The sequence below is a fragment of the Kribbella sp. NPDC051952 genome (genome assembly GCF_040680855.1).
GTDB lineage: Bacteria > Actinomycetota > Actinomycetes > Propionibacteriales > Kribbellaceae > Kribbella.
The window spans coordinates 24,257-49,547 of sequence record NZ_JBFAXQ010000040.1 but is presented as its reverse complement, the minus strand read 5'-3'; the positions used below and the strand labels follow the sequence as shown (position 1 = coordinate 49,547).

Annotated in this window: 26 protein-coding genes and 1 pseudogene; 17 read left to right on the top strand and 10 right to left on the bottom strand. The window is 67.1% G+C overall.

Features of this window, described 5'->3' with window-relative positions:
* Positions 1–75 precede the first annotated feature (75 nt).
* Positions 76–1,320 carry an AMP-binding protein gene (locus tag AB0L70_RS39195; protein ID WP_363691968.1) on the bottom strand — a complete coding sequence of 415 codons (1,245 nt, stop codon included), beginning with the start codon at positions 1,318–1,320 and terminating at the stop codon, positions 76–78.
* Between the two features lie 161 nt (positions 1,321–1,481).
* On the opposite strand from AB0L70_RS39195, the pseudogene AB0L70_RS39190 reads away from it, so the two are divergent.
* The 3 genes and pseudogenes from AB0L70_RS39190 to AB0L70_RS39180 form a co-directional block, all read left to right on the top strand.
* A pseudogene (locus AB0L70_RS39190) lies at positions 1,482–1,628 on the top strand (restriction endonuclease); the annotation flags it as partial.
* Between the two features lie 58 nt (positions 1,629–1,686).
* Positions 1,687–2,316, top strand: coding sequence for a nucleotidyltransferase domain-containing protein (locus AB0L70_RS39185; protein ID WP_363691967.1), 630 nt, complete (start codon positions 1,687–1,689; stop codon positions 2,314–2,316).
* Positions 2,316–2,693 (top strand): hypothetical protein, encoded by a 378-nt coding sequence (locus AB0L70_RS39180; RefSeq protein ID WP_363691966.1) that lies wholly within the window; start codon positions 2,316–2,318, stop codon positions 2,691–2,693. The genes AB0L70_RS39185 and AB0L70_RS39180 overlap by 1 nt, the downstream gene beginning before the upstream one ends.
* Here the strand turns inward: AB0L70_RS39180 and AB0L70_RS39175 are convergent.
* Positions 2,686–3,621 (bottom strand): DUF6454 family protein, encoded by a 936-nt coding sequence (locus tag AB0L70_RS39175; RefSeq protein WP_363691965.1) that lies wholly within the window; start codon positions 3,619–3,621, stop codon positions 2,686–2,688. The two genes, AB0L70_RS39180 and AB0L70_RS39175, sit on opposite strands and share 8 nt — an antisense overlap.
* Positions 3,622–3,714: 93 nt before the next feature.
* Here AB0L70_RS39175 and AB0L70_RS39170 point away from each other — a divergent pair, with 93 nt between their 5' ends.
* The 4 genes from AB0L70_RS39170 (at position 3,715) to AB0L70_RS39155 (ending at position 7,337) form a co-directional block, all read left to right on the top strand.
* Positions 3,715–4,332, top strand: coding sequence for an SIMPL domain-containing protein (locus AB0L70_RS39170; RefSeq protein ID WP_363691964.1), 618 nt, complete (start codon positions 3,715–3,717; stop codon positions 4,330–4,332).
* Between the two features lie 149 nt (positions 4,333–4,481).
* Complete coding sequence (locus tag AB0L70_RS39165; protein WP_363691963.1) at positions 4,482–5,237, top strand: hypothetical protein; 756 nt, start codon at positions 4,482–4,484, stop codon at positions 5,235–5,237.
* A 68-nt stretch (positions 5,238–5,305) separates the two neighbouring features.
* The gene (locus AB0L70_RS39160) at positions 5,306–6,541 is read left to right on the top strand and encodes an Nramp family divalent metal transporter (protein WP_363691969.1); all 1,236 of its coding nucleotides are present in this window, start codon (positions 5,306–5,308) and stop codon (positions 6,539–6,541) included.
* 1 nt (position 6,542) lies between these two features.
* A complete protein-coding gene (locus AB0L70_RS39155) occupies positions 6,543–7,337 on the top strand; it encodes a metallophosphoesterase (protein WP_363691962.1) in 795 nt (264 codons plus the stop codon).
* Here the strand turns inward: AB0L70_RS39155 and AB0L70_RS39150 are convergent.
* Positions 7,302–7,874: a helix-turn-helix domain-containing protein gene (locus tag AB0L70_RS39150; protein ID WP_363691961.1), complete on the bottom strand. Its 573-nt coding sequence runs from the start codon at positions 7,872–7,874 to the stop codon at positions 7,302–7,304. The genes AB0L70_RS39155 and AB0L70_RS39150 overlap by 36 nt on opposite strands.
* 88 nt (positions 7,875–7,962) lie before the next feature.
* Here AB0L70_RS39150 and AB0L70_RS39145 point away from each other — a divergent pair, with 88 nt between their 5' ends.
* Positions 7,963–9,027, top strand: coding sequence for a hypothetical protein (locus AB0L70_RS39145; RefSeq protein ID WP_363691960.1), 1,065 nt, complete (start codon positions 7,963–7,965; stop codon positions 9,025–9,027).
* Here the strand turns inward: AB0L70_RS39145 and dmpI are convergent, their stop codons facing one another.
* Both dmpI and AB0L70_RS39135 read right to left on the bottom strand, forming a co-directional pair.
* Positions 9,028–9,210 carry a 4-oxalocrotonate tautomerase DmpI gene (dmpI, locus tag AB0L70_RS39140; protein WP_328526316.1) on the bottom strand — a complete coding sequence of 61 codons (183 nt, stop codon included), beginning with the start codon at positions 9,208–9,210 and terminating at the stop codon, positions 9,028–9,030. It lies immediately after the preceding gene.
* A gap of 85 nt (positions 9,211–9,295) precedes the next feature.
* Positions 9,296–10,168: a LysR family transcriptional regulator gene (locus tag AB0L70_RS39135; protein WP_363691959.1), complete on the bottom strand. Its 873-nt coding sequence runs from the start codon at positions 10,166–10,168 to the stop codon at positions 9,296–9,298.
* A 49-nt stretch (positions 10,169–10,217) separates the two neighbouring features.
* Here AB0L70_RS39135 and AB0L70_RS39130 point away from each other — a divergent pair, with 49 nt between their 5' ends.
* Positions 10,218–10,634: a DUF427 domain-containing protein gene (locus AB0L70_RS39130; RefSeq protein WP_363691958.1), complete on the top strand. Its 417-nt coding sequence runs from the start codon at positions 10,218–10,220 to the stop codon at positions 10,632–10,634.
* Here AB0L70_RS39130 and AB0L70_RS39125 read toward each other — a convergent pair.
* Positions 10,624–11,403 (bottom strand): alpha/beta hydrolase, encoded by a 780-nt coding sequence (locus tag AB0L70_RS39125; RefSeq protein ID WP_363691957.1) that lies wholly within the window; start codon positions 11,401–11,403, stop codon positions 10,624–10,626. The two genes, AB0L70_RS39130 and AB0L70_RS39125, sit on opposite strands and share 11 nt — an antisense overlap.
* 80 nt (positions 11,404–11,483) lie before the next feature.
* On the opposite strand from AB0L70_RS39125, the gene AB0L70_RS39120 reads away from it, so the two are divergent.
* The 4 genes from AB0L70_RS39120 (at position 11,484) to AB0L70_RS39105 (ending at position 17,233) form a co-directional block, all read left to right on the top strand.
* Positions 11,484–12,266: a GNAT family N-acetyltransferase gene (locus AB0L70_RS39120; protein ID WP_363691956.1), complete on the top strand. Its 783-nt coding sequence runs from the start codon at positions 11,484–11,486 to the stop codon at positions 12,264–12,266.
* 67 nt (positions 12,267–12,333) lie between these two features.
* Positions 12,334–14,619, top strand: a complete 2,286-nt coding sequence (locus AB0L70_RS39115; protein ID WP_363691955.1) for a helicase-associated domain-containing protein — start codon at positions 12,334–12,336, stop codon at positions 14,617–14,619.
* A gap of 115 nt (positions 14,620–14,734) precedes the next feature.
* Positions 14,735–16,375 (top strand): DNA repair helicase XPB, encoded by a 1,641-nt coding sequence (locus AB0L70_RS39110; protein WP_363691954.1) that lies wholly within the window; start codon positions 14,735–14,737, stop codon positions 16,373–16,375.
* A 240-nt stretch (positions 16,376–16,615) separates the two neighbouring features.
* Positions 16,616–17,233, top strand: coding sequence for an abortive infection system antitoxin AbiGi family protein (locus tag AB0L70_RS39105; RefSeq protein ID WP_363691953.1), 618 nt, complete (start codon positions 16,616–16,618; stop codon positions 17,231–17,233).
* Positions 17,234–17,276: 43 nt separating this feature from the next.
* Here the strand turns inward: AB0L70_RS39105 and AB0L70_RS39100 are convergent, their stop codons facing one another.
* The 4 genes from AB0L70_RS39100 to AB0L70_RS39085 all read right to left on the bottom strand — a co-directional run bounded on the left by AB0L70_RS39100 (position 17,277) and on the right by AB0L70_RS39085 (position 20,819).
* The gene (locus AB0L70_RS39100; protein WP_363691952.1) at positions 17,277–18,017 is read right to left on the bottom strand and encodes a DUF4145 domain-containing protein; all 741 of its coding nucleotides are present in this window, start codon (positions 18,015–18,017) and stop codon (positions 17,277–17,279) included.
* A gap of 61 nt (positions 18,018–18,078) precedes the next feature.
* Positions 18,079–18,789 (bottom strand): FCD domain-containing protein, encoded by a 711-nt coding sequence (locus AB0L70_RS39095; RefSeq protein WP_363691951.1) that lies wholly within the window; start codon positions 18,787–18,789, stop codon positions 18,079–18,081.
* A gap of 27 nt (positions 18,790–18,816) precedes the next feature.
* Positions 18,817–19,755, bottom strand: coding sequence for a dihydrodipicolinate synthase family protein (locus AB0L70_RS39090; protein WP_363691950.1), 939 nt, complete (start codon positions 19,753–19,755; stop codon positions 18,817–18,819).
* A gap of 8 nt (positions 19,756–19,763) precedes the next feature.
* The gene (locus tag AB0L70_RS39085; protein WP_363691949.1) at positions 19,764–20,819 is read right to left on the bottom strand and encodes a sialidase family protein; all 1,056 of its coding nucleotides are present in this window, start codon (positions 20,817–20,819) and stop codon (positions 19,764–19,766) included.
* A gap of 65 nt (positions 20,820–20,884) precedes the next feature.
* Between AB0L70_RS39085 and AB0L70_RS39080 the strand changes: the two genes are divergently transcribed.
* From AB0L70_RS39080 to AB0L70_RS39065, 4 genes are all read left to right on the top strand, one after another.
* On the top strand, positions 20,885–22,507 hold the full coding sequence (locus AB0L70_RS39080; RefSeq protein ID WP_363691948.1) for an ABC transporter substrate-binding protein: 1,623 nt from the start codon (positions 20,885–20,887) through the stop codon (positions 22,505–22,507).
* The gene (locus AB0L70_RS39075) at positions 22,508–23,449 is read left to right on the top strand and encodes an ABC transporter permease subunit (protein ID WP_363691947.1); all 942 of its coding nucleotides are present in this window, start codon (positions 22,508–22,510) and stop codon (positions 23,447–23,449) included. It begins immediately after the preceding gene.
* The gene (locus AB0L70_RS39070) at positions 23,446–24,363 is read left to right on the top strand and encodes a carbohydrate ABC transporter permease (RefSeq protein ID WP_363691946.1); all 918 of its coding nucleotides are present in this window, start codon (positions 23,446–23,448) and stop codon (positions 24,361–24,363) included. Before AB0L70_RS39075 ends, AB0L70_RS39070 begins: the two co-directional genes overlap by 4 nt.
* Positions 24,364–24,570: 207 nt before the next feature.
* The gene (locus AB0L70_RS39065; RefSeq protein ID WP_363691945.1) at positions 24,571–25,263 is read left to right on the top strand and encodes a phosphatase PAP2 family protein; all 693 of its coding nucleotides are present in this window, start codon (positions 24,571–24,573) and stop codon (positions 25,261–25,263) included.
* Positions 25,264–25,291 lie beyond the last annotated feature (28 nt).

Here is a 25,291-nt window from a genome sequence, read left to right as displayed (position 1 = left end):
GTCGGTCGCGTTCGCTCTGCCGACCCCCGATGCCGAGTGCGTGCGGGCGATCGCCGAAGGCGCGTTGCTGGGTCGCTACTCGTTCACGGCGTACACCTGGTCGATCGACTCGGCGGTCTTCTCCGGGTCGTTCCAGTAGCCGAGCATCACCGAGTACCCACGGGTGCACAGCTCGCCCGGCTCACCCCTCGGTACGGCGAGGCTCGTGACCGGGTCGATCAGCTTCACCTCGACGTGAGGCATCACCCGGCCGACTGTCGACGTACGCCGGTCCAGGTCGTCGTCGCGACGGGTCTGCGTCGACACCGGCGAGGTCTCGGTCATGCCGTAGCAGATCGCGACCTCGGCCATATGCATGTCCGCGACGCACCGCTTCATCACCTCAACGGGACAAGGCGATCCGGCCATCACGCCCGTCCGCAGACTGGTCAGGTCGTACTCGGCGAAGTCCGGCAGTCCGAGCTCGGCGATGAACATCGTCGGTACGCCGTACAACCCGGTGCACCGTTCGTCCTGCACGGCCTTCAGGGTTGCGGCCGGATCGAATCCGGGGGCCGGGATCACCATGCAGGCACCGTGGGTGGTGCAGCCGAGGTTGCCCATCACCATTCCGAAGCAGTGGTAGAACGGCACAGGTATGCAGAGCCTGTCCTCAGCGGTGAAGGCGATCGTCTCGGTGACGAAGAAGCCGTTGTTGAGGATGTTGTGATGGCTGAGCGTCGCGCCCTTGGGGAAGCCCGTCGTACCGCTGGTGTACTGGATGTTGATCGGGTCGTCGAAGGCCAGTTCGGCTTCCCTGTCGTGCAATTCGTCCACCGGGATGCGAGTGGCGTCGTCCCTGAGCGCGTCCCAATCGCCGGTGCCGATGTAGATCGTCTCTTCCAGCGACGGACAGTCCGGGCGAACCTCGTCGACCATCCCGCGGTAGTTGCTGGTCTTGAACTCGGTGTCGGAGATCAGGAGCCGGACGCCGGACTGGTTCAAGGCATAGGACAGTTCGTGCGTCCGGTAGGCCGGGTTGATGTTGACCAGGATCGCGCCGATCAGGGCGGTCGCGTACTGCGTGACCGTCCACTCGGCGCGATTCGGCGCCCAGATCCCGACCCGGTCGCCCTTCGCGATCCCCCGCGCCATCAGCCCGCGCGCGACCAACTCCACCTCGGCGCCGAACTCGTCGTACGTCCAGCGCCTTCCGGTCTGGACCTCCACCAGCGCGTCCCGATCGCCGTACTCGTGGATCGTCCGTCTCAGGTTGGCGCCGATCGTCTCGCCTAGCAACGGGACCTCGGACACCCCGGACGCGTACGACGGAAGGCTCATGGTTGTCATGCTCCCCGCGGTCAAAAGCCTCTGCAAGTGCACGCGCGGCAGGAAACAAGGGGTGGACGGCAAGCAATGTCCTTACCAACTCTCCGTCACAACGGTCGCACAGCGTGGTTGCACCGTTACCTCGATGGAGAGAGGTGTGAGGTGCCACCAAAGGCATCCTCATCACCACCAGCGGCTTCGGCCCCACCAGCTACCAGTTCGCCACCGGCAAGCCCCTCCAACTAATAGACGGCACCGCCCTCCTGTCCCTCTGCCACCACCACAACATCCCAGCCCGAATAATCCGCCGCGCTAGCTGAGCTATGTTCTGAAAAGTGGGCATATGCTTGATATAGTGGGCAATCGGAGGTGACGGCGGTGCAGTTCCCCGAGCCGGTGTCGAGTGTGATCCCTGGGCTGCACGGGCGGGTCCTCGGCGTGCTCGCGCGCACCGGGCGACCGCTGACCGGACGTGCGGTGACGTCGTTGCTAAGGGCACCGGCCAGTCCGAGCGGCGTACAGAAGGTTCTGGATGATCTCGTCGGCAACGGCGTGGTGATCGCGGAGCCGGCCGGCCGTGCGCGGCTCTACACCCTCAACCGGAATCACGTTGCCTATCAGGCGATTGATCACCTGGCGCGACTCCGAGACGTTCTGCTCGAGCGCATCAAGGCAGAAGCGGAGACCTGGGAGCTGCGAGCGAAAGCTGTCTGGCTCTTCGGCTCGACCGCCCGCGGGCAAGGCGACGCTCACAGCGATCTCGACCTGTTGATCGTGCGGCCCGACAAGGTCGACGAATCGGACCCGCGCTGGCTCGAACAAGTCGAGACACTGGCGGCACACGCAAGCCTCTGGTCCGGCAACTCGTGCGAAGTCGTCGAGTACAGCGCACAAGAGGTTCAGGAACTCATCAGTCACGGCGAGCGCCTCGTCACCGAACTGCGTCGCGACGCCGTACCCATCACCGGCACCACACCCCAGCAAACCCTCAACCGAAAGGCCGGCTAGTGACCTCACTCGACGAAGCCCGAGCCCACCTGGCAAAGGCTCGCGAGTTTCTCGAAGCGGCCGAGCTGACGAACGATCTCCAACTCTTCAACGCCGCGGCATCGAATGCGGTGACCTCTGGCATCAACTCCAAGGACGCGATCTGTCCTGCGTTGACCGGCCGGACCGAGAAGTCCGACAACCACGCGGAGGCGGTCGCGGAGTTGAAGGGCTCTGGTTCTGCCGGCCGGGACAGCAGTTCGACGCTGTCCCGGCTGCTGAAGCTCAAGTCGAAGTCGCAGTACCAGGCGGGCTCCGTGTCAGCCTCGGAGGCGACGAAGAGCGTCGGGTGGGCTGGCCGGTTACTGGACAGCGCTCAGGCCGTTACCCCTAGCTGAGGGGGGATTCGTAGATTTGGAGTTCGGTGCCTTGGGGGTCTTCGCCGTCGTCGGGGGCGGTGTAGAGGCGGAGTTTGGTGGCGGTTGTTTCCAGGGCTACTGGGTTTCGGGTGGCGTTGTGGTTGGTGGTGGGGGAGAAGGCTGGGAAGGGGATCTCGTGGAGGATGCGGTTGGTGCGGAGGTCCAGGAGGGCGAGGCCGCCTAGGTCGTACGTCGTGTTGTTGGGGCCGGGGAGGGTGGTCACGCCGCCGCAGAGTTGCTTGCCGCGGGCTGCGTAGTCGCAGTCCTGGTAGTCGAGGATGTGGGACTCGTTGGCGGCGACGTCGAGCTGACGGCCGGTGGGGGTCCAGTTGTAGAGGGTGCGGGATCCCCAGCTGACTCCGTGCACCTGACCGGTGGTTTGGTCGCGGACCACTCCCCCGACGTGGTCCTTCACCCGGAAACGCTCAGTCACCCGGTAGGTCTTCGGGTCGACGGTATACACGATCGCCCGTGAGTTCGGCCGGTACTCCGCCGCCGGCACCCACACGTTCCGCCCGTCGTAGTCGATCCCGCCCGGGTGGTACGCCGTACCCTCGCCGATCCGGATGTCCTTTTTCAGATTCCCCTGCCGATCCAGCACGAACAGGTGCCCGATCCCCTTGCCCGGCGTCCGGTCGTACCCGTCCACCGGCACCGGATACTTCACCGGCGCCTCCAGCACCTCCACGCTGGACAGGAAGATCAGATCCCCCACCAGCGCGAACCCCTGCGGGTGGTACGTCGGGAACTTCAACGGAATCCGCTCCACCAGGGACCACGCCGTACTCCGGTCCGTCTTTTCGAACGCGCGCGTGACACCGGAGTCCTTCCCGGTCGCGTCGGCGGTGGTCAATCCGGTGAGCAGGACACCGGCGAGAGCGGTGCAAGTGAGGATCCGGCTGCGCATCTGAGTCTCCTTGGGCGATCAGAGGTCGATGGTGCAGTGTGCAACGCCAGAGTGACACCCAAACCGACACCAGATGATGCCAAACTGGCCGCTATGGAGACTGGCGTGCGGGTTGTCGGGTCGGGACAGGTCAGTGCGGCGCCGGATGTGTTGCGGGTGTCGTTCAGCATCGAGCATGTTGCGCCGGATGTGGCGTCTGCGGTGGCGCGGGTGGCGGAGCAGACGGACGCGGTGACTGCGGCGTTGCGGGAGCAGGGGGTCGACGCCGCCGATATCGGGACCACGACGGTGAACGTCTTCCAGGAGTACCGCGAGAAGGAGACGGACAGGGCGTACCGCGGTTCGCATCAGCTGACCGTGACGACCAAGGACCTGACCGGGTTCGGCCGGCTGCTGAACGCGGCGGTGGATGCCGCTGGCAACGGCCTCGGCCTGAACGCGCTCCAGTTCGACATCGAGGACAAGAGCGAACTGCTCGTCCAGGCCCGTGAGCTCGCCTTCCAGCAGGCCCGCGAGAAGGCCGCGGAGCTCGCCGCGCTGGCCGGCTACTCGCTCGGCTCGGTCACCTCGGTCAGCGAAACCTCCGGCCACCACCCGATTCTCCGGGCGGCGCGAAACGCCAGCAAGAGCTTCGACGCGGCGGCGATCGCCATCACCCCCGGCGACAACACCGTCGAGGTCTCCCTGGAAATCGCCTTCTCCTGGGCCTGAACCGGCAACTGAGCGGCGCGATCGGCTTGATTGCGACCTGATTGCGGTCTACCACCTATTGCCCGAAAGACTCTCGTCGCGACCGCTCCCGGGTGGATAGGCTCCTCCCTCACGCGCCGGAAGGTGCCTGATCCTGGGGGAGATCTCTCATGCGACCTTTCGTCTCCGTTGCCGTCGCGGCCGGTCTCGCCGTGAGTCTGGCCGCCTGCAACGACTCCAAAACCAACTCGGCCACACCGAGCACCTCGACCAGCAGTGCGCCGGCCACCACCCCGGCGCCGACCCCCACCGCAACCGCCAGCAAGCCATCCGTGACGCCGGCCGCGCCCGCACCGCGGACCCAGGCCGCGCTCACCAAGGCCCTGCTGGCGTTGCCGGATCTGCAGCCCGGGTTCGCGATCGACCCCGATGCCGGGGGTGACGACGGGACCAAGCTGTCGTCGTCGAACCCGAAGTGCGCGAAGCTGGTCGAGCTGTTCAACGCCGACAAGTCGCCGGGCGCGAAGGTCGCCGTGACGCGCGGATTCTCCGGCGGCCAGAACGGCCCGTTCGTCGAGCAGACCCTCGAGGCGATGCCGTCGGCCAAGGCGACGGCTGCCCACCTGGCCGTGATCAAGACCGCGATCAAGTCCTGCACCAAGGCCAAACTGACCATCTCGGGCGCCGGATCCTCGACCATGACGGTCACCGAGGTCGCCGCGCCGAAGACCGGGACCGCTCCGGTCGCGGTCCGGTTCGCGGCCGACTCCGGGGCGCTGGAAGGCCTCGAGGTGTACTTCGCGTTCACCGGCCTGGACGACGTACTGCTGTCGATGAACTTCGACTTCGCGGACATCGGCGCGCCGATGCTCGCCGCCTCGGCGAAGGCGAGCAAGACGCTCGGCACGTCCACCACCGGCGCCTAGCTGTAACCAGCCTGTCTCAAAACCAGAACGGGTGTTGCGTTGTCGGTGCTGTCATGGAGACTGCTTCCATGTACGCACCGGCGCCACTGCGGCGGCAACTGAACCGGTCCGGGCTCCTGCTGCTCGGACCGGCGTTCGTCGCGGCCGTCGCCTATGTGGACCCGGGCAACTTCGCCACCAACATCGCCGCGGGGGCGACGTACGGGTATCTGCTCTGCTGGGTGGTCGTCGGGGCGAACCTGATGGCCGTCCTGGTGCAGTATCTGGCCGCCAAGGCGAGTATCGCGACCGGCCGGACGCTGCCGCAGCTGTGCCGCGACCACTTCAAGCGGTCGACGTCGACCGGGTTGTGGGCGCAGGCCGAGCTGGTGGCGGTCGCGACCGACCTGGCTGAGGTGGTCGGCGGCGCGATCGCGCTCAACCTGCTGTTCGGGATCCCGCTGCTGCTCGGCGGCGCGATCACCGGCGTCGTCTCGTTCGCCTTGCTGATCTATCAGTCGAAGCGCGGGCAGCGACCGTTCGAGGCGGCGATCATCGGGCTGCTGGCGGTCGTGCTGGTCGGATTCGTCGTGTCGACGGTCAAGTCCGAGCCCTCCGCGGCCGGCGTGGTCGGCGGCCTGGTCCCGCGGCTGGACGGCACGCAGTCGCTCGTCCTCGCGGCCGGCATGCTCGGCGCGACCGTGATGCCGCACGCGATCTGGTTGCACGGGGCCCTGGTCACCGACCGGCACTGGAAGACGATCCGCTCCGACGGCGGCAAATCTCGCGTTCTACGTGCCACGCGCGTGGATGTGGCGATCGCGATGGCCCTGGCCGGCGCCGTCAACCTCGCCATGGTCGTGGTCGCGGCGGCCGCGCTGAAGGGCACCGGCGCCGACTCGCTCGACGCCGCTCACGTTGCGATCGGCGACCGGCTCGGCCAACTCCCGGCGCTGCTGTTCGCGCTCGCCCTGCTGGCCAGCGGGTTCGCCTCCTCCTCGGTCGGGACGTACGCCGGTTCCGTCATCCTGGAAGGGTTCTGGAAGCGGCACGTCCCGCTGTCCGTCCGCCGGCTCATCACCCTGGTGCCCGCGCTGGTCATCCTGGCGATCGGCATCGACCCGAGCCGGGCACTGGTCGTTTCCCAGGTCGTGCTGAGCTTCGGCATCCCCTGCGCCCTGTGGCCGTTGGTCCGATTGACCGCTTCCCGGCGCGTCATGGGCGACCTCGTCAACCGTCGTGCGACTACTCTCGCCGCATGCCTGGTAGCAACCGCCGTCACGGCGCTCAACGTCGTACTGATCGTGCTGACGCTTCGAGGGTGACATGACCCGGGTGTTCGCCGTGAGTGACATCCACGGCCACCCGGAGAAACTCACCGCCTCGCTGGAGAAGGCGGGACTGATCGATGCCGACGGCACCTGGTCCGGCGACGACGCGCGACTGTGGTTCCTCGGCGACTTCTTCGACCGCGGGCCGGACGGGATCGGCGTACTGCGTTTCGTCCGTAAGCTGATCGAGCAGGCACCGGACGGGAGCATCACCGTGCTGCTCGGCAACCACGAGATCCTCGCGCTCGGGATGCGGAAGTTCGGCGACACGTTCGTCCCGCACGACGGTTTCAGCGCCCGCAGCTTCGAGCGCTCCTGGGCGCTGAACGGCGGCCAGGACCGCGATCAGGAGGAGCTCACCGACGACGACGTCGAGTGGCTGCTCGACCGGCCGATGCTCGGGCTGGACGCGGGCCACCTGCTGATGCACTCCGACACGGTCGAGTACGTCGAGTGGGGCGACACGATCGACCAGATCAACGCCTCGGCCAAGGCCGAGCTGCACTCCGACGACCTCGAGATCTGGTGGGAGATCTGGCGCCGGATGACCTCGCGGTACGCGTTCCGCGGCGGCAGCGGGCCGGAGGTGGCCCGGATCATGCTGCACCACCTCGGCGGCCACCGGATCGTCCACGGCCACAGCATCGTCGCCGACCAGCTCGGCATCGACCCGGCCAACCTGACCGGCCCACACCTGTACGCCGACAGCCTGGCCCTCGGCATCGACGGCGGCGCCTTCGACGGCGGCCCCTGCCTAGTCGTCGAACTCGAAGACCTCACTACGGAGTGACGCCACCACCTCGTCCAGGCAGGCCCTGAAGGTCTGCCGTCCGTCCGCGTCTCCCCACACGGTGAACGTGGTCTGGAACACGGCAGCCGCGAGCTGAGCCACCAACTGGGCCCGGTGCGGGTCCGAGCCGCGGGCCTCGAGTGCCTGCTGGAGTGCGACTGTCACCACGGCCAGCTTGGTGCGCTCGCGCTCCTGCAACTCCACGCTGGCGGCGATGACAGCACGACGTACGGCGGAATCCTGCGCGATCTCGACCAGCCGCTGCCCGATGTCGGCGATGGCGGCGAGCGCGGTCGGCCAGGGTGCGACAGCCGGATCGACTGCGTGGACGGCTTCCGCCACCGCCGCGGGGAGCCGTTCCGATCCGGCGAACAGCACCTCGCGCTTGTCCGGGAAGTAGCGGAAGTACGAGCGCCGGGTCAGGCCGGCGTGCTCGGCGATCTGGTTGATGGTGACCGCGTCGTACCCGTGCTGCGCGTAGAGCTCCAGTGCGGCCTTCCGCAGCCGGTCCTCCGCGCCGGGGTCCCATCTCGCCATGCACCGAGGATAACAACTGATGTCTCAGAGTGTCGTCAGCATGCTAGCCTCAGTGATAACACTCTGAGACATCACTGGGAGCATCACCATGGACGAGATCTGGATCCTCGGCGCCACCGGCCGGGTCGGCCGAGCCGTCGCCACCCGCTTGGCAGCCCAGGGCGTCACGCCGGTCCTGGTCGGCCGCGACGCCGAACGCCTCCGCAAGACCGGCGCCGACCTCGGCCTCGGCGACGTCCGTGTCGTCGTCGCGGACACCCTCGAGCGGATCACGGCCGAGATCGCCCGGCAGCGACCGGCCGTAGTCGTCAACACCATCGGCCGGTACGCCGAAACCGCCGTACCGATCGCCCGTGCGTGCCTACCGGGCGGGCACTACCTGGACCTGGCCAACGATCTGGTCAGCATCCCGCGGCTGCTCAGCCTGGACGCGGAGGCGTCGGCTGCCGGCAGCACCTTCGTGACCGGAACGGGCTTCGGTGTGCTCGCGACCGAGGCAGTCGTGGCGAAACTGTGTGAGGGCCGACCCGCACCGAGAGAGGTGCGGGTGGACGCATTGCCTTCGCTCGCGATGGAAGCCGGGCCGCTGGGCGAGGCGTTGGCCGCATCGATCGTCGATGGTGCGACCACCGGCGGACTGTGCTTCCAGGACGGCCGCCTGGTGAAGACCCGGCTCGCCGCGAACCCATTGGAGCTCAGCCTGCCGGACGGGGACAGCGTGAAATCGGCCGGTGCTCCGACCGGCGAGCTGATGGCCGCCCAGCTCGCGAGTGGGGCGCCGTACGTCACCGCCACGTCCGCGATGATGCCGACCGGGCGGATGCTGCGGGCGGCGCTCCCCCTGGCTGGATGGCTGTTGTCGATCCCGGCACTGGCGCGTTTCGCGATCCACCGGCTCGCGGCGGTTCAGGTCAAGGCGGCGCCGGCGCCGCGGCAGCACACCTGGGGACACGCGGTCGTCAGCTGGCCCGACGGCAGCCGGAGGGAGGGCTGGCTGCGGGCCGGCGATGCGTCCGCCTTCACCGCGGCCGTGATCGCGGAGACCGCCGTACGGCTGGCTCGCGGTGACGGCCGGCGTGGTGCACACACGCCGGCCGTCGCTCTGGGTGCCGAGCTTGCTGTGGCCGCGGGCGGCACCTTCCTGCTCGACTGACTACTTGTCGGCGGTGAGGGTGCCGCCGACGGCCCAGCTCTCCGGTGGGGTTTCCTGGATCCAGACCTGGACGCTCTGGGCCGGTACGCCGAGGCTGTCGACGAAGGCGTCGGTGATCCGCTGGACCAGCTCGCGCTTGAGTTCCGGGGTCCGCGGGCCTTGCAGAACGGTGACGACGGGCATCGGATGTTCCTTTCTCCGTGGGGTGTTGAGCCCATTCCAGTCGTCATCGCGGTGGTGAACGAGACGCAGATCCGATCCGCAGCCATCACTGAAATCGATCGGACGCCTTCCGGCACGCGGCCAGTAGCGCGGCGAGCTCACCGGTCACCGTCGTCCCGGCCGGCACCACCAGGCTCGTGGTCAGCGCGAGCCGCGGCCGGGGCCGGCGGAACACCACGCGCCCCTCGCGTAAGAGCTGCGCGTGGGACTCGTAGATCACGGTCCAGCTAGGCGTCCCGGCGCCGATCGCGGCGTGGGTGTCCTGCAGGGTGTTCGACTGCGGCCCGAGGACCGGCTCGAACCCCTCCGCCGCACAGGCGGACATCACCAGGTCGACGAGCGGAGGATTGTTCCGGCGGGGGGTGATCCGCAGCGGCATCTCGCGCAGATCTTTCAGTGGGATGTCGCCGGCCGGCGCGACCGAAGCGGGCAACGCGATCAGTACGGCGTCGTTCCAGACCGGGATGAACTCCAGGCCGGCGGCCTCGTCGGTTCCCCTGGCAAAGGCGGCGTCGAGCTGGCCCCCGCGGACCCGGTCCAGCCTTGCGCGGGTCGACGTACTGATCAGCTCGACCTGCACCTCCTGCGCGGCGAGCTCGGCGACCACTGTCTCCAGCCGTTCACCAAGGCCGGTGCTGGTGCCGAGGCGCAGGGTTCGCCCGGAGAGACCGATCGCGGCGGAGCGGGCCTGCTCCACCGAGACCAGGACGGCGCGGGCGGCAGGCAGGAAGCGCTGGCCGGCCTCGGTCAGCCGGATCGCGCGGGCCGAGCGGTCGAACAGCAGTACGCCGAGCTCACGCTCCAGCCGCGCGATCTGCTGGCTTACCCCGGGCTGGCCCATCCCGAGCTGCTCCGCGGCCCGGCCGAAGTTGAGCACCTCGGCGACGGTCACGAAGTACTCGAGCTGCCGCAGTTCCACACCACGATGATCGCGGATACCGGGAATGCCGTCGCCCCTGAGGTGGTTGTTGAAAACTGCACTGGCACCCGACAGAGAGCTGATGGCGATGGCGGACAAGACCGTGAAGATTCCTGGCCCGGACCACCCGATCACGGTCGGGAAGAATCCGGACCGGGTGGTGGTGAAGGTCGGTGACCAGGTGATCGCGGACAGCCGGGACGCACTGTCGCTGCAGGAGGCGAACTACCCCGCGGCGCAGTACATCCCGCGCAAGGACGTCGACTTCACGTTGCTCGAGCGCACCGACCACGAGACCTACTGCCCGTACAAGGGCGACGCGGCGTACTACAGCGTCCTCCCCGCCGGAGCGGACGGAGAGAACGCGGTGTGGACCTACGAGCAGCCGTACGACGCGGTCGCGGACATCCGCGAGCACGTGGCGTTCTACCCGAACAAGGTCTCGATCGAGATCATCACCGACTGAGAAAGTCGACAAGCACCGGGGCGAGCAGCTCTGGTGGTACGGCGTGACCCTGGTCGGCGAGTTCGGCGTACCGGGCCGCGGGCAGGACGCCTGCGATCCGGTGCGCCGCGTCGGCCATGAACGGCGGTGACGCGGTCCCGGCCAGCACGAGCGTCTCCTGCTTGATCTTGCGCAGCAGGTCGACCGGAGTGCGTCCGCCGGGTGCGCCGTGGTCCATCACGGCGAAGTCGTAGGCCAGCGTCGGGGCGACGTCCGTCATGCCCGGGGCCGCCGCGGTCTCGAGCGCGGCCTGCTTGGGCATGCCCGCCATCATCAGGAACAACTCGACGGCCTCCTGCCGACGGTCCTCGCGCAGCAGCTCGAGCACCTGGCCACCGTCGTCGCTCGAGTCGACGTCGTCCGGTCCGTACGGCGGCTCGTGCAGCACGACCTTCGTGAACGGCAACCCGGTGCTCGCCGCGATCGCTGCCAGCCCGGCGCCGGACGAGTGCCCGTAAACGGCCGCCGTACCGCCGAGGGCGGTCAGGAGCGCCCCGAGATCGTCCACTTCGCGCTGGACGGAGTACGCCGGATTGTCGCCACTGTCACCACGTCCGCGCCGGTCGTACGTGACCACGTCCGCCGAGGCGGACAGTTCCTTCGCGAGGGGCATGAGTGAGTGGCGGTTGCACAGCGCGCCGCCGACCAGGATCACCCGTGATCCGTTCCCCAGTCGCTCGTAGGCGATCGTCGTACCGTCCGCCGAGCTCACTTTCTCAAGGTTCGTCATGCACCGTACGTCGGAGCCGACTCGTCGGTTTCGACAAAGCCATAGCGCCGGTCTAGCCCGGGATGATTCACTTCCTCCCGATGATCAACAGAGTCGATGCCTACCTGCACGCGGTCCCACTGTCCGGCTCCTTCGCGGAGCAGGTCGGGCCGTTCACCCTCTTCCGCAGCACGACGATCTGGCCGTACTACGCGCGCCCGGTGCCGGGCACCGAAGCGACCATCGAACCGGCCGATATCGAGCTGGTGCGGGTCCGCTGCAGCGAGCTCGGGATCCCGCTGAGCTTCGAGTGGGTCGTCGAGACCTGCCCGTCGCTGGGAGCGGCGGCGGCCGCTGCCGGTCTGACCGTGGTCGAGCACCCACTGCTCGTACTCGACCGCGACGACTTCCGCCCGGAGAAGGCCGATGCGCGCAGCGAGATCCTGCCTGCCGAGGAGGACGTGGTCCGGCAGGCCCGGGCGGTCGCGAACCTCGCGTTCAGCGACCCGGGTACGGCGGTCGGCGTGGCCGGACCCGCGGAACGCGACACCGCGGCGGCCGAACTCGAGGACGAGAAGGTCGCCGCGCTGGTCGACCGCGCGTCGAAGGGCGTGTCGGTCAATGCGGGCGCGTTCACCGACGACGGCCTGGTCGCGAGCGGGACGCACCAGCCGGTCGGGTCCAGCACCGAGATTGTCGGTGTCGCGACCCTGCCGTCAATGCGCCGCAAGGGCCTGGCCGCGGCCGTCACCACGACCCTGGTCGAGCACGCTTTCGCCAATGGCGTCGACCTCGTCCTGCTCTCGGCGGAGACCGACGCCGTCGCCGCCGTCTACGAGCGCGTCGGCTTCCACCGGATCGGGAGCGCTGGAGCCGCCGAGTGACGGGCAGTCCGACCGATCTTGAGGAACAGTTAGTGATCGATGGGGGTCTGGCCGTACGGTTGTAAGGATGAGCACAACCGAGCGGAACCGCCCACGTACCCTCGCCGAGGCGTTGCGTACCTGGGACGACGGCGCGCTCGGTCACCTGCTCCAGAGGCGGCCCGACCTGGCGATGCCGATTCCGGCCGACACCGGGCAGCTGGCGGCGCGAGCGACGACCAACGCCTCGGCGGCGCGGGCGATCAACCGGCTCGACGAGTTCGGGGTGGATCTGCTCGAGTCGCTGTCGGCCCTGCCTGAGCCGGTGGATCTGCAGGCGTTGGCTGCCGGCGTGGGCCAGCCGGTCGAGGTGGTTCGGCCTCGGATGAGCGAGCTGCTGGATCTGGCGCTGGTGTGGGGTTCTGAGGACGACCTGCGGCCGATCCGCGCGGTGCATGAGCTGCTCGGTCCGACGCCGGCCGGCCTCGGACCGGTGACGACAAGGCATTTCGGCGATCTGGACCAGCTGATCGAGGACGCCGGGCCGGACGCGCGTGAGGTGCTCGACAAGCTGACGTGGGGTCCGCCGACCGGTTCGGTGGAGAAGGCTGAGCGTCCGGTGACGATCGCCTCGGCCCGTACGCCGGTGGAACGGTTGCTGGCCCGCGGTCTCGTCGTACCGCGGGATCCGAACACTGTCGTGCTGCCGCGGCAGATCGGTCTGCATCTGCGCGGTGGGCGCGTGCTGGCGTCTACCCGGCCGACGCCGCCGCCTTTGGACGGCAAGAAGGTCTCAGCGTCAATCGCCGACCGGGCCGCGGCCGGGGCTGCGATGGACCTGGTGCGGCTGGTGGATCGTGCCCTCGAGCAGCTTGGAACCGAGCCGCCGCCAGTGCTGCGTACTGGTGGGATCGGTGTGCGTGAGCTGCGCAGTCTGGCCGGCAAGATCGGTGCGGACGAGCAGGTCGCCGCAGCTGTGCTGGAGATCGCGTACGTCGCTGGACTCGTTGCGGCTGTGGAAGTCGGTACTAGCGAGCTTTGGCTGCCCACCAGCGCCTATGACGACTGGCTGGAGCTGGATCTGGCGCACCGCTGGGCTCAGCTGGTGTTTGCCTGGTTCGGTGGGCTCAGAGCGATCGGACTGATCGGTCGACGCGACAGTGGTGGTGCGACCGCGACTGCGCGTGAGCGGCTCATCAACGCACTCGCCCCTGACCTGGAGCGGTTGCTGGCGCCAGAGATCCGGGTGCTGACTCTGCAGGCGCTGGGCGAGGCTGGCGCGGGTACGGCGCCTGCCACGGGGTCTGTAGTCACATGGGTCGCGTGGCATCGGCCGCGGCGCGGCGGGCAGTTCCGCGATGAACTGGTCGAGTGGAGCATTACCGAGGCCGCATTGCTCGGGCTGACCGGTTTGGGTGCGTTGGCCGAGCACGCACGACCCCTGCTCGTTGCTGAGCCGGCTGTCGACGAACTGGCCGAAGCGATCAGCCCGCTGGTGCCGGACCCCGTTTCTGAGCTGCTGCTGCAGGCTGACCTCACAGCGGTCGCCCCTGGCCCACTGGTCCGGGTCGTGCAGGACGAACTGTCCGCGATGGCCGATGTGGAGTCGCACGGTGGTGCCGCGGTCTATCGCTTCAGCGAGAGCTCCGTACGGCGTGCCTTCGACCTCGGGCGAACTGCGGACCAGCTGCATGCGTGGCTGGCCGAGCACTCCCGGACTCCGGTCCCCCAGCCACTCACTTATCTGATTGACGATGTGGCACGGCGGCACGGCGTACTCCGGATGGGTACGGCGTCGACGTACCTGCGCTGTGATGACGAGACCGTGCTCACGCAGCTGCTGAACTCCAACCTGCCGGGTGTGCGGTTCAGGCGGTTGGCGGCGACTGTGGTGGTTTCCCCGTCGCCGCCGGACATGGTGCTGAACCGGCTGCGTGAAGCCGGGTTGGCCCCGCTGGCGGAGACGTTCGACGGCGTGGTGCACGTCACCGGTGCGGCGAACCGGCGGGGTGAGGCGCCACGACGCCGTACCAGCCGTGACTTCGTGGACAACCCGCTCGATCTCACCGACGAGCAGGTGAAGGCCGTGATCGAGAAGGTCCGCGCCGGCGACCGGATCGCGGCCGAACGACCCACCGAGGACGGCCTGATCCAGCCCACCGCTCCGGCCGAGACCATCGCGGTCCTGACCAACGCCGCCGAGGCGCACACCCGGACCTGGATCTCGTACGTCGACCACAACGGCACCGCCTCCGAACGCGTGGTCGAACCGGTCCGCGTAGCCGACGGCTGGCTCACCGCCTACGAAGACGCCACCGACCAACCCCGCACCTACGCCCTCCACCGCATCTCCACAGCCCGCCCCGTCGTTTGATCCCCGTTTCTTCCCTCCCTCCCCTCCGTTTTCCCTTCCAAGCACAGGCGGCGGTCAGCTGCTCGCTTGCGGGACGAGGCACAATGGAGGGTCGGGGCGAGGATAGGGAGCAGGCGTGACAGACGGTCCTTTGATCGTGCAGTCGGACAAGACACTTCTACTGGAGACCGCACATCCGGACGCGAACGACTGTAGGAAGGCCATAGCGCCGTTTGCCGAGTTGGAGCGCGCGCCGGAGCACGTGCACACCTACCGGCTGACGCCGCTGGGCCTGTGGAACGCCCGGGCCGCAGGGCACGACGCCGAGCAGGTGATCGACGTACTGCTCCGCTACAGCCGCTACCCGGTCCCACACTCGCTACTCGTCGACATCGCCGAGACACTGGACCGCTACGGTCGGCTGCGGCTCGAGAAGCACCCGCAGCACGGCCTGGTGCTGGTCAGCACCGACCGGCCTGTACTGGAGGAGGTGCTGCGCAGCGCCAAGGTCAAGCCGATGCTCGGCGACCGCCTCGACGACGACACCGTGCTCGTGCACCCGTCCGAGCGCGGTCACCTCAAGCAGACCCTGCTGAAGCTCGGCTGGCCCGCTGAGGACCTGGCCGGGTACGTCGACGGCGAGACCCACAAGATCGAGCTGGTACGCGACGGCTGGGACATGCGCCCGTACCAGCAGCAGGCGGTCGACTCGTTCTGGCACGGCGGCTCGGGTGTCGTCGTACTCCCCTGTGGTGCCGGCAAGACGATCGTCGGCGCGGCCGCGATGGCACAGGCGTCGGCGACCACGCTGATCCTGGTCACGAACACGGTCTCCGCACGGCAGTGGAAGGACGAGCTGCTCAAGCGCACCAGCCTGACCGAGGACGAGATCGGCGAGTACTCCGGTGCCCGCAAGGAGATCCGGCCCGTCACGATCGCGACGTACCAGGTGATGACGACGCGCCGGAAGGGCGTCTACACCCACCTGGAACTGTTCGACGCCCGCGACTGGGGCCTGATCGTGTACGACGAGGTGCACCTGCTGCCCGCGCCGATCTTCCGGATGACCGCGGACCTGCAAACCCGGCGGCGGATCGGCCTCACCGCGACGCTGGTCCGGGAAGACGGTCACGAGGGTGATGTGTTCTCGCTGATCGGCCCGAAGCGGTACGACGCACCGTGGAAGGACATCGAGGCGCAGGGCTGGATCGCACCGGCCGACTGTGTCGAGGTGCGGGTCGACCTGGAGCAGACCGAGCGGTTCGTCTACGCGACCGCGGAGCCGGAGGACCGCTACCGGCTGGCCGCGTCGACCCCGGCGAAGTCCCGGCTGGTACGGCGGATCGCCGAGCATCACGCGGGTGAGCCGCTGCTCGTGATCGGTCAGTACATCGACCAGCTGGACGAGCTCGGTGAACGGCTGGAATGCCCGGTGATCAAGGGCGAGACGACGGTCCGGGAACGGCAGCGCCTCTTCCAGGCGTTCCGCACCGGCGAGATCAATCGCCTGGTGGTCAGCAAGGTCGCCAACTTCTCCATCGACCTGCCCGAGGCGTCGGTCGCCATCCAGGTCTCCGGCACCTTCGGCTCCCGCCAGGAAGAGGCCCAGCGCCTGGGCCGCGTCCTCCGCCCCAAGGGCGACGGCCGCACCGCCCACTTCTACTCGATCGTCGCCCGAGACACCGTAGACGCCGAATTCGCCGCCCACCGCCAACGCTTCCTAGCCGAACAGGGCTACGCCTACACAATCGTCGACGCCGAAAACCTCTTCGCCTGATCCAAGGGAACGACACGCTGTAGTCAACAAGGTGACGCTGAGTCAGCGAGACTTCTTGATGCGGACGAGCGCAGGAGGTGCAGTGCCATATCCGACCAGATCGAGCAGTTGTTGCATCGCCGTACCGACCTCAGTACCTTTCTGGTCCATCTCACCCGTGATGGCGGGGGAAGCACCGCCCGGGAGAACCTGCTGTCGATAGCCGCATCCGGGGTCATAGAGGCGAGGTCGCCGTACGGAATGGCGGCTGACCTCGACACCTACCTCGCACTCACGACAGCGACGCAGCGCACTGTCTGTTTCTCCGAGACGCCACTCGAGCACACGTGGATGATGGTTCGAGACATTCAAGGCCGTCAACAGACGTTCCAGAAGTACGGTCTTGTGTTCACCAAGGCACTGTGCCGCCGGAACGGCTGTAACCCGGTCTGGTATCTCGACATCACTCGTGGGCACGACTGGCTGACCGTGCCGATTCGGGAGCAGATTCGACGGGCCGTCTCGGAGTCCCTCGACTCGACTGGACGAATAGACCCGCGACGACTGGCCGAGCAGAGTGTCCTGCGGATCACGCCGTACATCGAGCAAATGGGCAATCCGAGCGGCCGACGCAAAGAGTTCTGGTGGGAACGAGAGTGGCGCCACGTCGGCCACTTCGCCTTCAAGACGCCAAATCGTGTTGTCGCTCTGCTCGCACCGGAGGAAGACCATGAAGACACTGCGGCAGAGATTGCGGCACTCAGTTACAGCTGGCTGCGGCGCGAAGTTCCGCTCGTCGATCCTGACTGGGGCCTCGAGCGGATGATCTCCGCCCTCGCCGGGGTCCACGCGAACGACATCGGCCCCTGGCCGGAGTAAGACATCGGACCCAGGACCAAGCCGACCCCGCCATCTCGTGGCGTCAGGGACGTTGGATGCGACGCGACTTGTTGACCTTCTTCACGCGCTTGACGATGTCGGCGTCGCGTCGGTCATACAGATCGCGCAATGCGTGATCCAAGTACTCGGCACTCTCGATGCAATCAGTCGGGGTCAACTCGGACACCCCGTGGCTCCCCTGGTTTCCCACCCACTTGACCGCCATCAGAGACTGCGCGGCGACAGGTCGCTTGGCCTTGAATTCCTCGATGCGGGCATGGGTCGACAACTTCGTCCGCCGGCCGTTCCCCGCGGTCTTCCGAACCTTCTGCGCATCGAGCAACGACTCCACCGCGCGACGCAGACCGTTCGCTGCGGATGCGGGATCAGACCAGACGACTCGACTGGCCTCATCAATCCGGTCGATTACCTCCAGCGGAGTACCTGTCGGCGGCACCGCTAGCGGGAGTGCGGGAATCGCGAAGCGTAAGCGCAACACATCGCTGTACTGCCCGTTGGGGTCCCACGTGACTGCCCATTCTCCAGTGGCCAGTACGATCTCCCCGCAACCGGAGCGGCCGCACCGGAGAACACCCTGGAAGTACCCATTGATCCAATCAGGATCCCAGTCTTCATGATCGCGAGCGTTCTTGGACTGAGTCCCCTCGATGATCGTTACTGGATCCTTCAACATGAGCTGCCCAAGCTTGCAGGTCGGACAGGTAGAGACCGGCCAATTCGCTGGATTGAACCAGCCATCGAAGGCCCTCAAGTCGTCAGCCATGCGACAACTGTCCTACCTTCATCTGCTCACGTCCGCGCGACACCCGCGCAACCGGTGAGACCTATTCGCCTAGGCGGGTGTGGATTCCGTTGAAGTGGCTTTTCATGGAGCGGGCGAAGGCTTCGGGATCTCCTGTTTGTAAGGTGTTCAGGAGGTCTCGGTGCCACGCCGCCGCGTCCGCGGGGGTGTAGCGGGCGCCGGGTAGGCGGGCGTCGACCTGGGCGAAGGTTCGCCAGAAGACGGACAGCAGGTCGATGACCAGCGCGTTGCCCAACGGCTCGTAGAGCGCCTGGTGGAAGGCCCAGTCCTCGTCGGGGAAGTACTGCCCGTCGGCGGCCTTGCTCTCCATCCGGACGACGATCGGCTCGAGGGCGTCGTACCCGGCGGAGCTGAAGTGCGCGACCACGTCGTCGGCCATGCCGACCTCGATGGCCTGGCGGACCTCCAGTACGTTCTGGACGTCACGGAGGTCGCCGGCCATCGACTGGGACATCCGGAACGCGAGCCCGTCTTCCAACGACTGCAGGGAAACCTCGCCGACGTACGTCCCGTACCCGTGCCGGATCTCGATGATCCCGACCGCCTGCAAGGCCTTCATCGCCTCCCGCAGCGGGTGCCGGCCGACGCCGAGCTGAGCCATCAGGTCCTGCTCGTTGGGCAGCGGATCACCCGCCTTCAGCCCACGCTCGAGGATGTACGACTTCATCTGGTCGCGAATGAAGGACTGATTCCCCGCCGCTCCACGTGCCCGGCCGAGCCCACCCGTAGTCACTCGGTCCTCCCTCTCGATTGGGACCCGTCAGTGTAATCCGGCCCGGTCCAGCAAGGGACGAATCGCCGCGATCTCCGCCTCGTCCAGCGGGATGCACGGGTACGCCGTGATCGGGCAGTCGATCACGCCCAGCAGATGCAACCCGGCCTTGAACGCACCCAGTGCCGCCGAGCTCGCACCCATCCGCGAACGGTCGGCCACGTTGATGATCTCGAACAACCGGAACAACCGATCCTGCTCGGCCCGGGCCGCCGCCGCATCACCAGCGGTCGCCGCGTCGAACAACCGCACGTACCCGGCCGGATCTACATTCCCCAACCCGGGTACGACGCCGTCGACACCAAAAGCCAGCGAGGAATCGACAGTCACCTCGGACCCGGTCATGATCGCGAACCCGTCCAGGCCGGCCTCCCGACGCGACAGCACCAGCTGACGCAACGACGTCTCCTGACCACTGGAGTCCTTCACCCCGGCGATCACACCCTGCTCTGCGAGCGAGAGCACCAACGACGCCGGCAGCTTGGTCCCGGCTCGCGACGGGATGTCATACGCGTACAGCGGTGTGTCGCCCGCCAGCGACGCGAGCCGGACAAAGTGCCGCTCGATCTCCGCCGGGTGCGTGGCCGCGTAGAAGGGTGCTGTGACGACCAGCCCGTCCACTCCGGCCTTCAACGCGGCGGAAACGTGCGCACCGACCCGGGCGGTCGAGGTGTCGATCACACCGGCCAGCACAGGGACCTGGCCCGCCACCTCGGCCACGGTGGTCTCCAGCACAACCTGACGCTGCTCATCGGTCAGGAACGTGCCTTCGCCGGAGGTGCCGAGCACGAACACCCCGTCCACACCCCCGGTCAGCTGGTACTGGATCAACCGGGCCAGCGAGGTGGTGTCGACGTCGTACTCGGGCGTGAGCGGCGTGACCAGCGGCGGTACGACGCCGGTCAGCTGGGCGGAGGTGTCGGACAAGGGATCTCCTAACAATCGAAGGTGGCAAACCGCAAAGTGGCAAAGGAGGACGTCTCGCCCGCTTCGTAGAAGATCCCGACGCGGCCGTCAGGCATCAGGACCAGATCGGAGTAGCCGGCCATCCCGGGATGTACGACGAAGTCCGGCCGCCACGACTGCCCGGAGTCCGCACTCACGAAGACAGTCAGCTCACGGCGACTCGTCGGGTTGACCGGAGTCGACAACAGCAGCCGGCCGTCGGGCAGTGTCAGTACGCTCCCCTGGATCCCCGGCGCGGTGATCTCCGGGATTCCGGCGTACGGCGCATCGAGTGTCAGACCGCCGTCCGACGACCAGGCGTGCACGCGGGCCGGTCCGGTCCCCTTGTGGTTGCGGGCGTTGAAGTACAGCCGGCCGTCAGGCAGCTCGGCGACCGTGGTCTCATTCGCGTTGATCTCCGCACCGTCGTTGCGATCGACGAAGCCGACGGACCACGTGACACCACCGTCGTCGCTGAAGATGCAATGCCCACCGTTCAACCGGATCAGGTCATCCACGGGTTCCGAGGGCACGAAGGAATGGTTGGCCGGTACGACGAGCCGCCCGGACGTCAACGCGATCCCGTGGCACGGACCGGTCGCGTACCAACCCCAGTCCGACGGCTTCACCTGCGCGGTGATCTCCACGGTCGGACTCCACGTTGCACCGTCATCCGCCGAGCGCTGGACGAACACGCGCCGCCCGGTCTCCGGATCGGTGCCGCGGGCAAGCGACATCTCCACCGCGTCGGCGCCGTTCTCCACCGTCACCAGGACGATGTCGCCGCTCGCGGGATCGATCACCGGCGTCGGGTTGCCACACGTCTTACCCGGCACCGCAGAGATGACCTGCAGCGGCAGCCAGGTCCGGCCGCCGTCGAGCGAGCGCCGCAGCACGGTCTCGATCTCACCGGCGTCGCCGTGCCCGTGCAGCCGGCCCTCACAGAAGGCGAGCACGACCTCCCCACGCGCCACCACGGCCGGAATCCGGAACGTGTGGTACCCGCTGCCAGCGGGGTCGAAGACCTCCACGGGAGTGATTTCCACGCCTACTCTTGAAGACATAGGACGTACTATGTCATGGTGTGGCCCTCCGATGGAAGTGAGGCCTCATGCCAGTCAGCAGAAGATCTTTCCTCGGCGGTGGCCTGGCCGCCGCCGCTGTCGCGGTCACGGGTACGCCGCTGCTGGCGGGGTGCGCGTCGGACAAGAAGAACCAGACCGCGGCCAATCTGGCCGTGAAACTGCCCACGTACATGAAGTACGGCGAGATCAAGCCGGACCTGGTCGGCACCGACGTCGTACTGGACGGGTTCCTGAAATACCCGGCGAACCCGATCAAGGCGATCACCGACGCCCCGGGCGACGGCAAGCCGATCACGTTCCTGACCAACATCCCCGGCGCGATCCCGCCGGCGATGGACAAGAACCCGTTCTGGCAGGCCGTGAACCAGCGGCTCGGCTCCGAACTGCAGATCAGCATGGCCTCGAACGACGAGTACCCGGACAAGTTCGCCACCCGGATCGCCGGCGGAGACCTGCCGGACATCATCAACATCCCGCCGACGACCGTACAGATCCCTGGCCTGGTGAAGGCCAAGTGCATGGATCTGACCGAGCAACTGTCCGGCGACGCGGTCAAGAAGTACCCGTTCCTCGCGAACATCCCGGCCGAGTACTGGAAGGGCTGCGTCTTCAACGGCGCGATCTACGGTGTGCCGGTGCCGCGCGGGATGTCGCGTACGTCGCTGGCGCTGTACCGCGAGGACCTGCTGGCGGCCAAGGGGATCAAGAGCCCGGCGCCGAAGAACTTCCAGGAGTTCTTCGACCTGGCCAAGGAGATGACCACACCCAAGCAGAACAAGTGGGCCTGGACCCGGGTCCCGCTGTCGACGATCCGGCAGATGCTCGCGATCCCGAACGTCTGGAAAGAAGAAGGCGGCAAGTTCACCTCGATGTACGAGCACGAGGCGCAGCAAGAGGCCCTCGAGGCGGGCCGCAAGATGGTCGCCGCCGGCGTGATCAACCCGGACGCCTTCAACGACAAGGCCAGCGCCCGCAAGCAGTGGTTCAACGGCGGCACCGCCGTCTTCGACTACGACAGCTTCGTCGCGTGGAACCAGTACTACTCCGACAACACCGCCGGTGACGCGTTCGCGGTGAACATGCTCGACGTACCCGGATTCGACAGTGGCGAGGGCGCACCGTGGATGGGTGCGGCGCTGAACAACATCACCTCGTTCAGCAAGGACAGCAAGCACTCCGCGGACACCCTGCTGAAGGTTGCCAACTGGATGGCGGCACCGTTCGGCACCGAGGAGTACATGTTCCGCAAGTACGGCGTCGCCGGCCGGCACTACGCGTTGCAGGGCACGGACCCGGTGCCGACGAAGGTCGGTGTGGTCGAGACCGGCATCGGGCTGCAGTACATCAGCGACTCGACGCTGGCGCTGTACTGGGCCGGAAAGCCGGACGTACCGCAGAAGCAGTACGCGATCCAGAAGAAGGTCGCGGACCGGCTCGTGTACGACGCGTCGTACGGCCTGTACTCCGACACCCAGTCGAAGAAGCAGACGCAGCTGGCCAAGACGCTGACCGACCTGGAGACCCAGATCGTGCAAGGCAAGAAGCCGGTGTCGGACTGGACCGCCGCGGTGCAGACGTGGAAGTCGGCGGGCGGCGACAAGATGCGTACCGAACTCGAGCAGGCCCACTCCGACGCGGCAGGGAAGTAGATGCTCCAACGAACCAAGGTGCGGACGCAGCAGCTGAGTCTCGGCCGCCGGTTGCTCCGGGACCGCGTGCTGCTGCTGTTCGCGCTGCCGGGGATCGCGCTGATCATCGCGTTCCACTACGTGCCGCTGCTGGGCAACGTGATCGCGTTCAAGGACTACCAGCCGTTCCTCGGCATCGGCGGTAGCGACTGGTCCGGCTGGGCGAACTTCTCGGTGATCTTCAACGGCGACCCGGCGTTCCTGCGGGCGTTGAAGAACACCCTGATCCTGACCAGCCTGCAGTCGATCTTCGTGTTCCCGGCGCCGATCCTGCTCGCCCTGCTGCTGAACTCACTGTTCTCCGAGCGGATCAAACGGATCGCGCAGAGCATCCTCTACCTGCCGCACTTCATGTCCTGGGTGATCGTGGTCGCGCTGTTCCAGCAGATGCTCGGCGGCAGCGGGTTGCTGAACAACTACCTGCGATCACACGACCTGGCCACGGTCCACATCATCGGCAACTCGGAGCTGTTCCACGTCCTGCTGACCTCGCAGATCATCTGGAAGGACACCGGCTGGGCCACGATCCTGTTCCTGGCCGCGCTGTCCCAGATCGACTCGCAGCTGTACGAGGCGGCCAGCGTGGACGGCGCGAGCCGGATGAAACAGCTGTGGCACGTCACGCTGCCGGGACTGCGCGGGATCATCATCCTGCTGTTCATCCTGCGGCTCGGCGACTCGCTGACCGTCGGCTTCGAGCAGATCATCCTGCAGCAGCAAGCGGTTGGCCGCGACATCAGTGAGGTGCTCGACACCTACGTCTACAACAACGGCGTGATCGGTGGCGCCTGGGGCATCGCGGCGGCGGTCGGCCTGGTGAAGGGCATCGTCGGCGTGATCCTCGTCCTGACCGCGAACAAGGTCGCGCACATCTTCGGGGAGCAAGGGGTGTACAGCCGATGACGAGCCAGGTGATGCCGCGGCGGCCGGTGGCCCGCAAGATCGTGCAGGGCGTGCCGATGCCGTCCTGGCCGATGCGGATCTTCAAGGGCCTGGTCCTGCTGGTCTTCTGCGCGGTCGTGATCATCCCGTTCGTCGGAGTGATCTCGACCAGCGTCGCGCCGAACAAGCAGATCAACGAGTCCGGTGGTCTGGTCCTGTTCCCCAAGTCGGTGAACTTCTCGGCGTACGAATCGTTGTTCGCCGGCGGCGTGGTGACGCAGGCGCTGCTCGTCAGCATCTTCGTGACGGTGGTCGGGACGTTGCTGAGTCTGACCGTGTCCTGCCTGCTCGCGTACGCGTTGTCCCGGCCCGGGTTCGCGGCCGGGCGGCCGATTCTGCTGATCGTGCTGTTCAGCATGCTGTTCTCGCCCGGCATCATCCCGACCTACCTCACGGTCAAGGGCGTCGGGCTGCTCGACAGCCTGTGGGCGCTGATCGTGCCGACGATGGTGAGCGCGTTCAACGTCGTCGTACTGCGGGCGTTCTTCATGAACCTGCCGAACGAGATCACCGAGAGCGCGCGGATCGACGGCGCGGGTGAGCTGAAGACGTTCCTGTACATCGTGCTGCCGCTGTCCAAGGCCGTGCTGTCGGTGATCGGCCTCTTCTACGCGGTGGCGTACTGGAACGCGTTCTTCTCCGCGTTGCTGTACCTGAACGACTCCAAGCTGTGGCCGTTGCAGCTGGTACTGCGAACGTACGTCATCAACGACGCCCAACTGGGCAGCGCCGAACTCGGCACCGAGCTGCTCCCACCCCAGGCCTCGATCCAGATGGCGATCCTCGTCGTCTCCATCGTGCCCATCCTGATCATCTACCCGTTCCTCCAACGCCACTTCGCCAAGGGCGTCCTCACGGGAGCCGTGAAGGGCTGATCGCAACGGTGTGACGAGTGCGTCACAAAGCGCCGATCGGGGGTTGCCCAGGGCAACGCCAGGGTTGCGCCTGGGCAAACCCTGTGGGAACGCCGGGTACCGTCGATGGGTATGGGGATAGAGGCACTCGAGCGGGTGGGGCAGGGCGGGGAACAGCAGCAGAACCGGGCTCAGGTTTTCTGGAGGGTGGTACGGGAAGCAGTCCTGTTGGCCACCCTTTTCCTCGTGTACAGCGCGGGCCGGCAGATCGCCGCCCGCCACACCGGGTCCGCCTTCGATCACGCTCACGACGTACTGGCACTGCAGAGCTGGCTGCACCTGCCGAACGAGGCATCGATCCAGCACTGGGCCCTGCAGTTCCCGGCGCTGCTCAAAGGCGCGAACCTCTACTACGCGAGTGTGCACGCGCCGCTGACGGCCGCCGTGCTGCTCTGGCTGAGCATCTGGCGGCCGAAGGCCTACCCGCATGTCCGCTGGACGATGGTGTCGGTGACCGGGCTGGCGCTGATCGGGCACATCGCGTTCCCGTTGGCGCCGCCGCGGATGATGCCGGGGTTCATCGACACCGGGCTGCGGTTCGGGCAGTCGGTCTACGGTCCGGACCATTCCGGTGGGCCGGTGAACCAGTTCGCCGCCATGCCCAGCCTGCACGTCGGCTGGGCGTCGCTGATCGCACTGTCGATGATCCTGATCACACGGTCGAGGTGGCGCTGGCTATGGCTGCTGCACCCGATCATCACGTTCGGCGTGGTCGTGATGACCGCGAACCACTACTGGCTGGACGGCATCGTCGTACTGATCCTGCTGGCGGTCAGTCTGCCGCTGCTGCTCCGGCCCGGCCTGCACGACGACAAGCCGCGAACCCGTAATTCGGTTTCTCCACGGCGGGTGCTCAAGTAACGTAGCGAGGCTCCCCCACCTGCGCCGG

Coding starts and splice junctions, on each gene's coding strand:
- AB0L70_RS39165 (WP_363691963.1), top strand. CDS start 4,482: ATGCGACCTTTCGTCTCCGTTGCCGTCGCGGCCGGTCTCGCCGTGAGT.
- AB0L70_RS39155 (WP_363691962.1), top strand. CDS start 6,543: ATGACCCGGGTGTTCGCCGTGAGTGACATCCACGGCCACCCGGAGAAA.
- AB0L70_RS39080 (WP_363691948.1), top strand. CDS start 20,885: ATGCCAGTCAGCAGAAGATCTTTCCTCGGCGGTGGCCTGGCCGCCGCC.
- AB0L70_RS39105 (WP_363691953.1), top strand. CDS start 16,616: ATGGCGGCTGACCTCGACACCTACCTCGCACTCACGACAGCGACGCAG.
- dmpI (WP_328526316.1), bottom strand. CDS start 9,210: ATGCCCGTCGTCACCGTTCTGCAAGGCCCGCGGACCCCGGAACTCAAG.
- AB0L70_RS39070 (WP_363691946.1), top strand. CDS start 23,446: ATGACGAGCCAGGTGATGCCGCGGCGGCCGGTGGCCCGCAAGATCGTG.
- AB0L70_RS39145 (WP_363691960.1), top strand. CDS start 7,963: ATGGACGAGATCTGGATCCTCGGCGCCACCGGCCGGGTCGGCCGAGCC.
- AB0L70_RS39150 (WP_363691961.1), bottom strand. CDS start 7,874: ATGGCGAGATGGGACCCCGGCGCGGAGGACCGGCTGCGGAAGGCCGCA.
- AB0L70_RS39175 (WP_363691965.1), bottom strand. CDS start 3,621: ATGCGCAGCCGGATCCTCACTTGCACCGCTCTCGCCGGTGTCCTGCTC.
- AB0L70_RS39125 (WP_363691957.1), bottom strand. CDS start 11,403: ATGACGAACCTTGAGAAAGTGAGCTCGGCGGACGGTACGACGATCGCC.
- AB0L70_RS39170 (WP_363691964.1), top strand. CDS start 3,715: ATGGAGACTGGCGTGCGGGTTGTCGGGTCGGGACAGGTCAGTGCGGCG.
- AB0L70_RS39160 (WP_363691969.1), top strand. CDS start 5,306: ATGTACGCACCGGCGCCACTGCGGCGGCAACTGAACCGGTCCGGGCTC.
- AB0L70_RS39195 (WP_363691968.1), bottom strand. CDS start 1,320: ATGAGCCTTCCGTCGTACGCGTCCGGGGTGTCCGAGGTCCCGTTGCTA.
- AB0L70_RS39100 (WP_363691952.1), bottom strand. CDS start 18,017: ATGGCTGACGACTTGAGGGCCTTCGATGGCTGGTTCAATCCAGCGAAT.
- AB0L70_RS39075 (WP_363691947.1), top strand. CDS start 22,508: ATGCTCCAACGAACCAAGGTGCGGACGCAGCAGCTGAGTCTCGGCCGC.
- AB0L70_RS39115 (WP_363691955.1), top strand. CDS start 12,334: ATGAGCACAACCGAGCGGAACCGCCCACGTACCCTCGCCGAGGCGTTG.
- AB0L70_RS39120 (WP_363691956.1), top strand. CDS start 11,484: ATGATCAACAGAGTCGATGCCTACCTGCACGCGGTCCCACTGTCCGGC.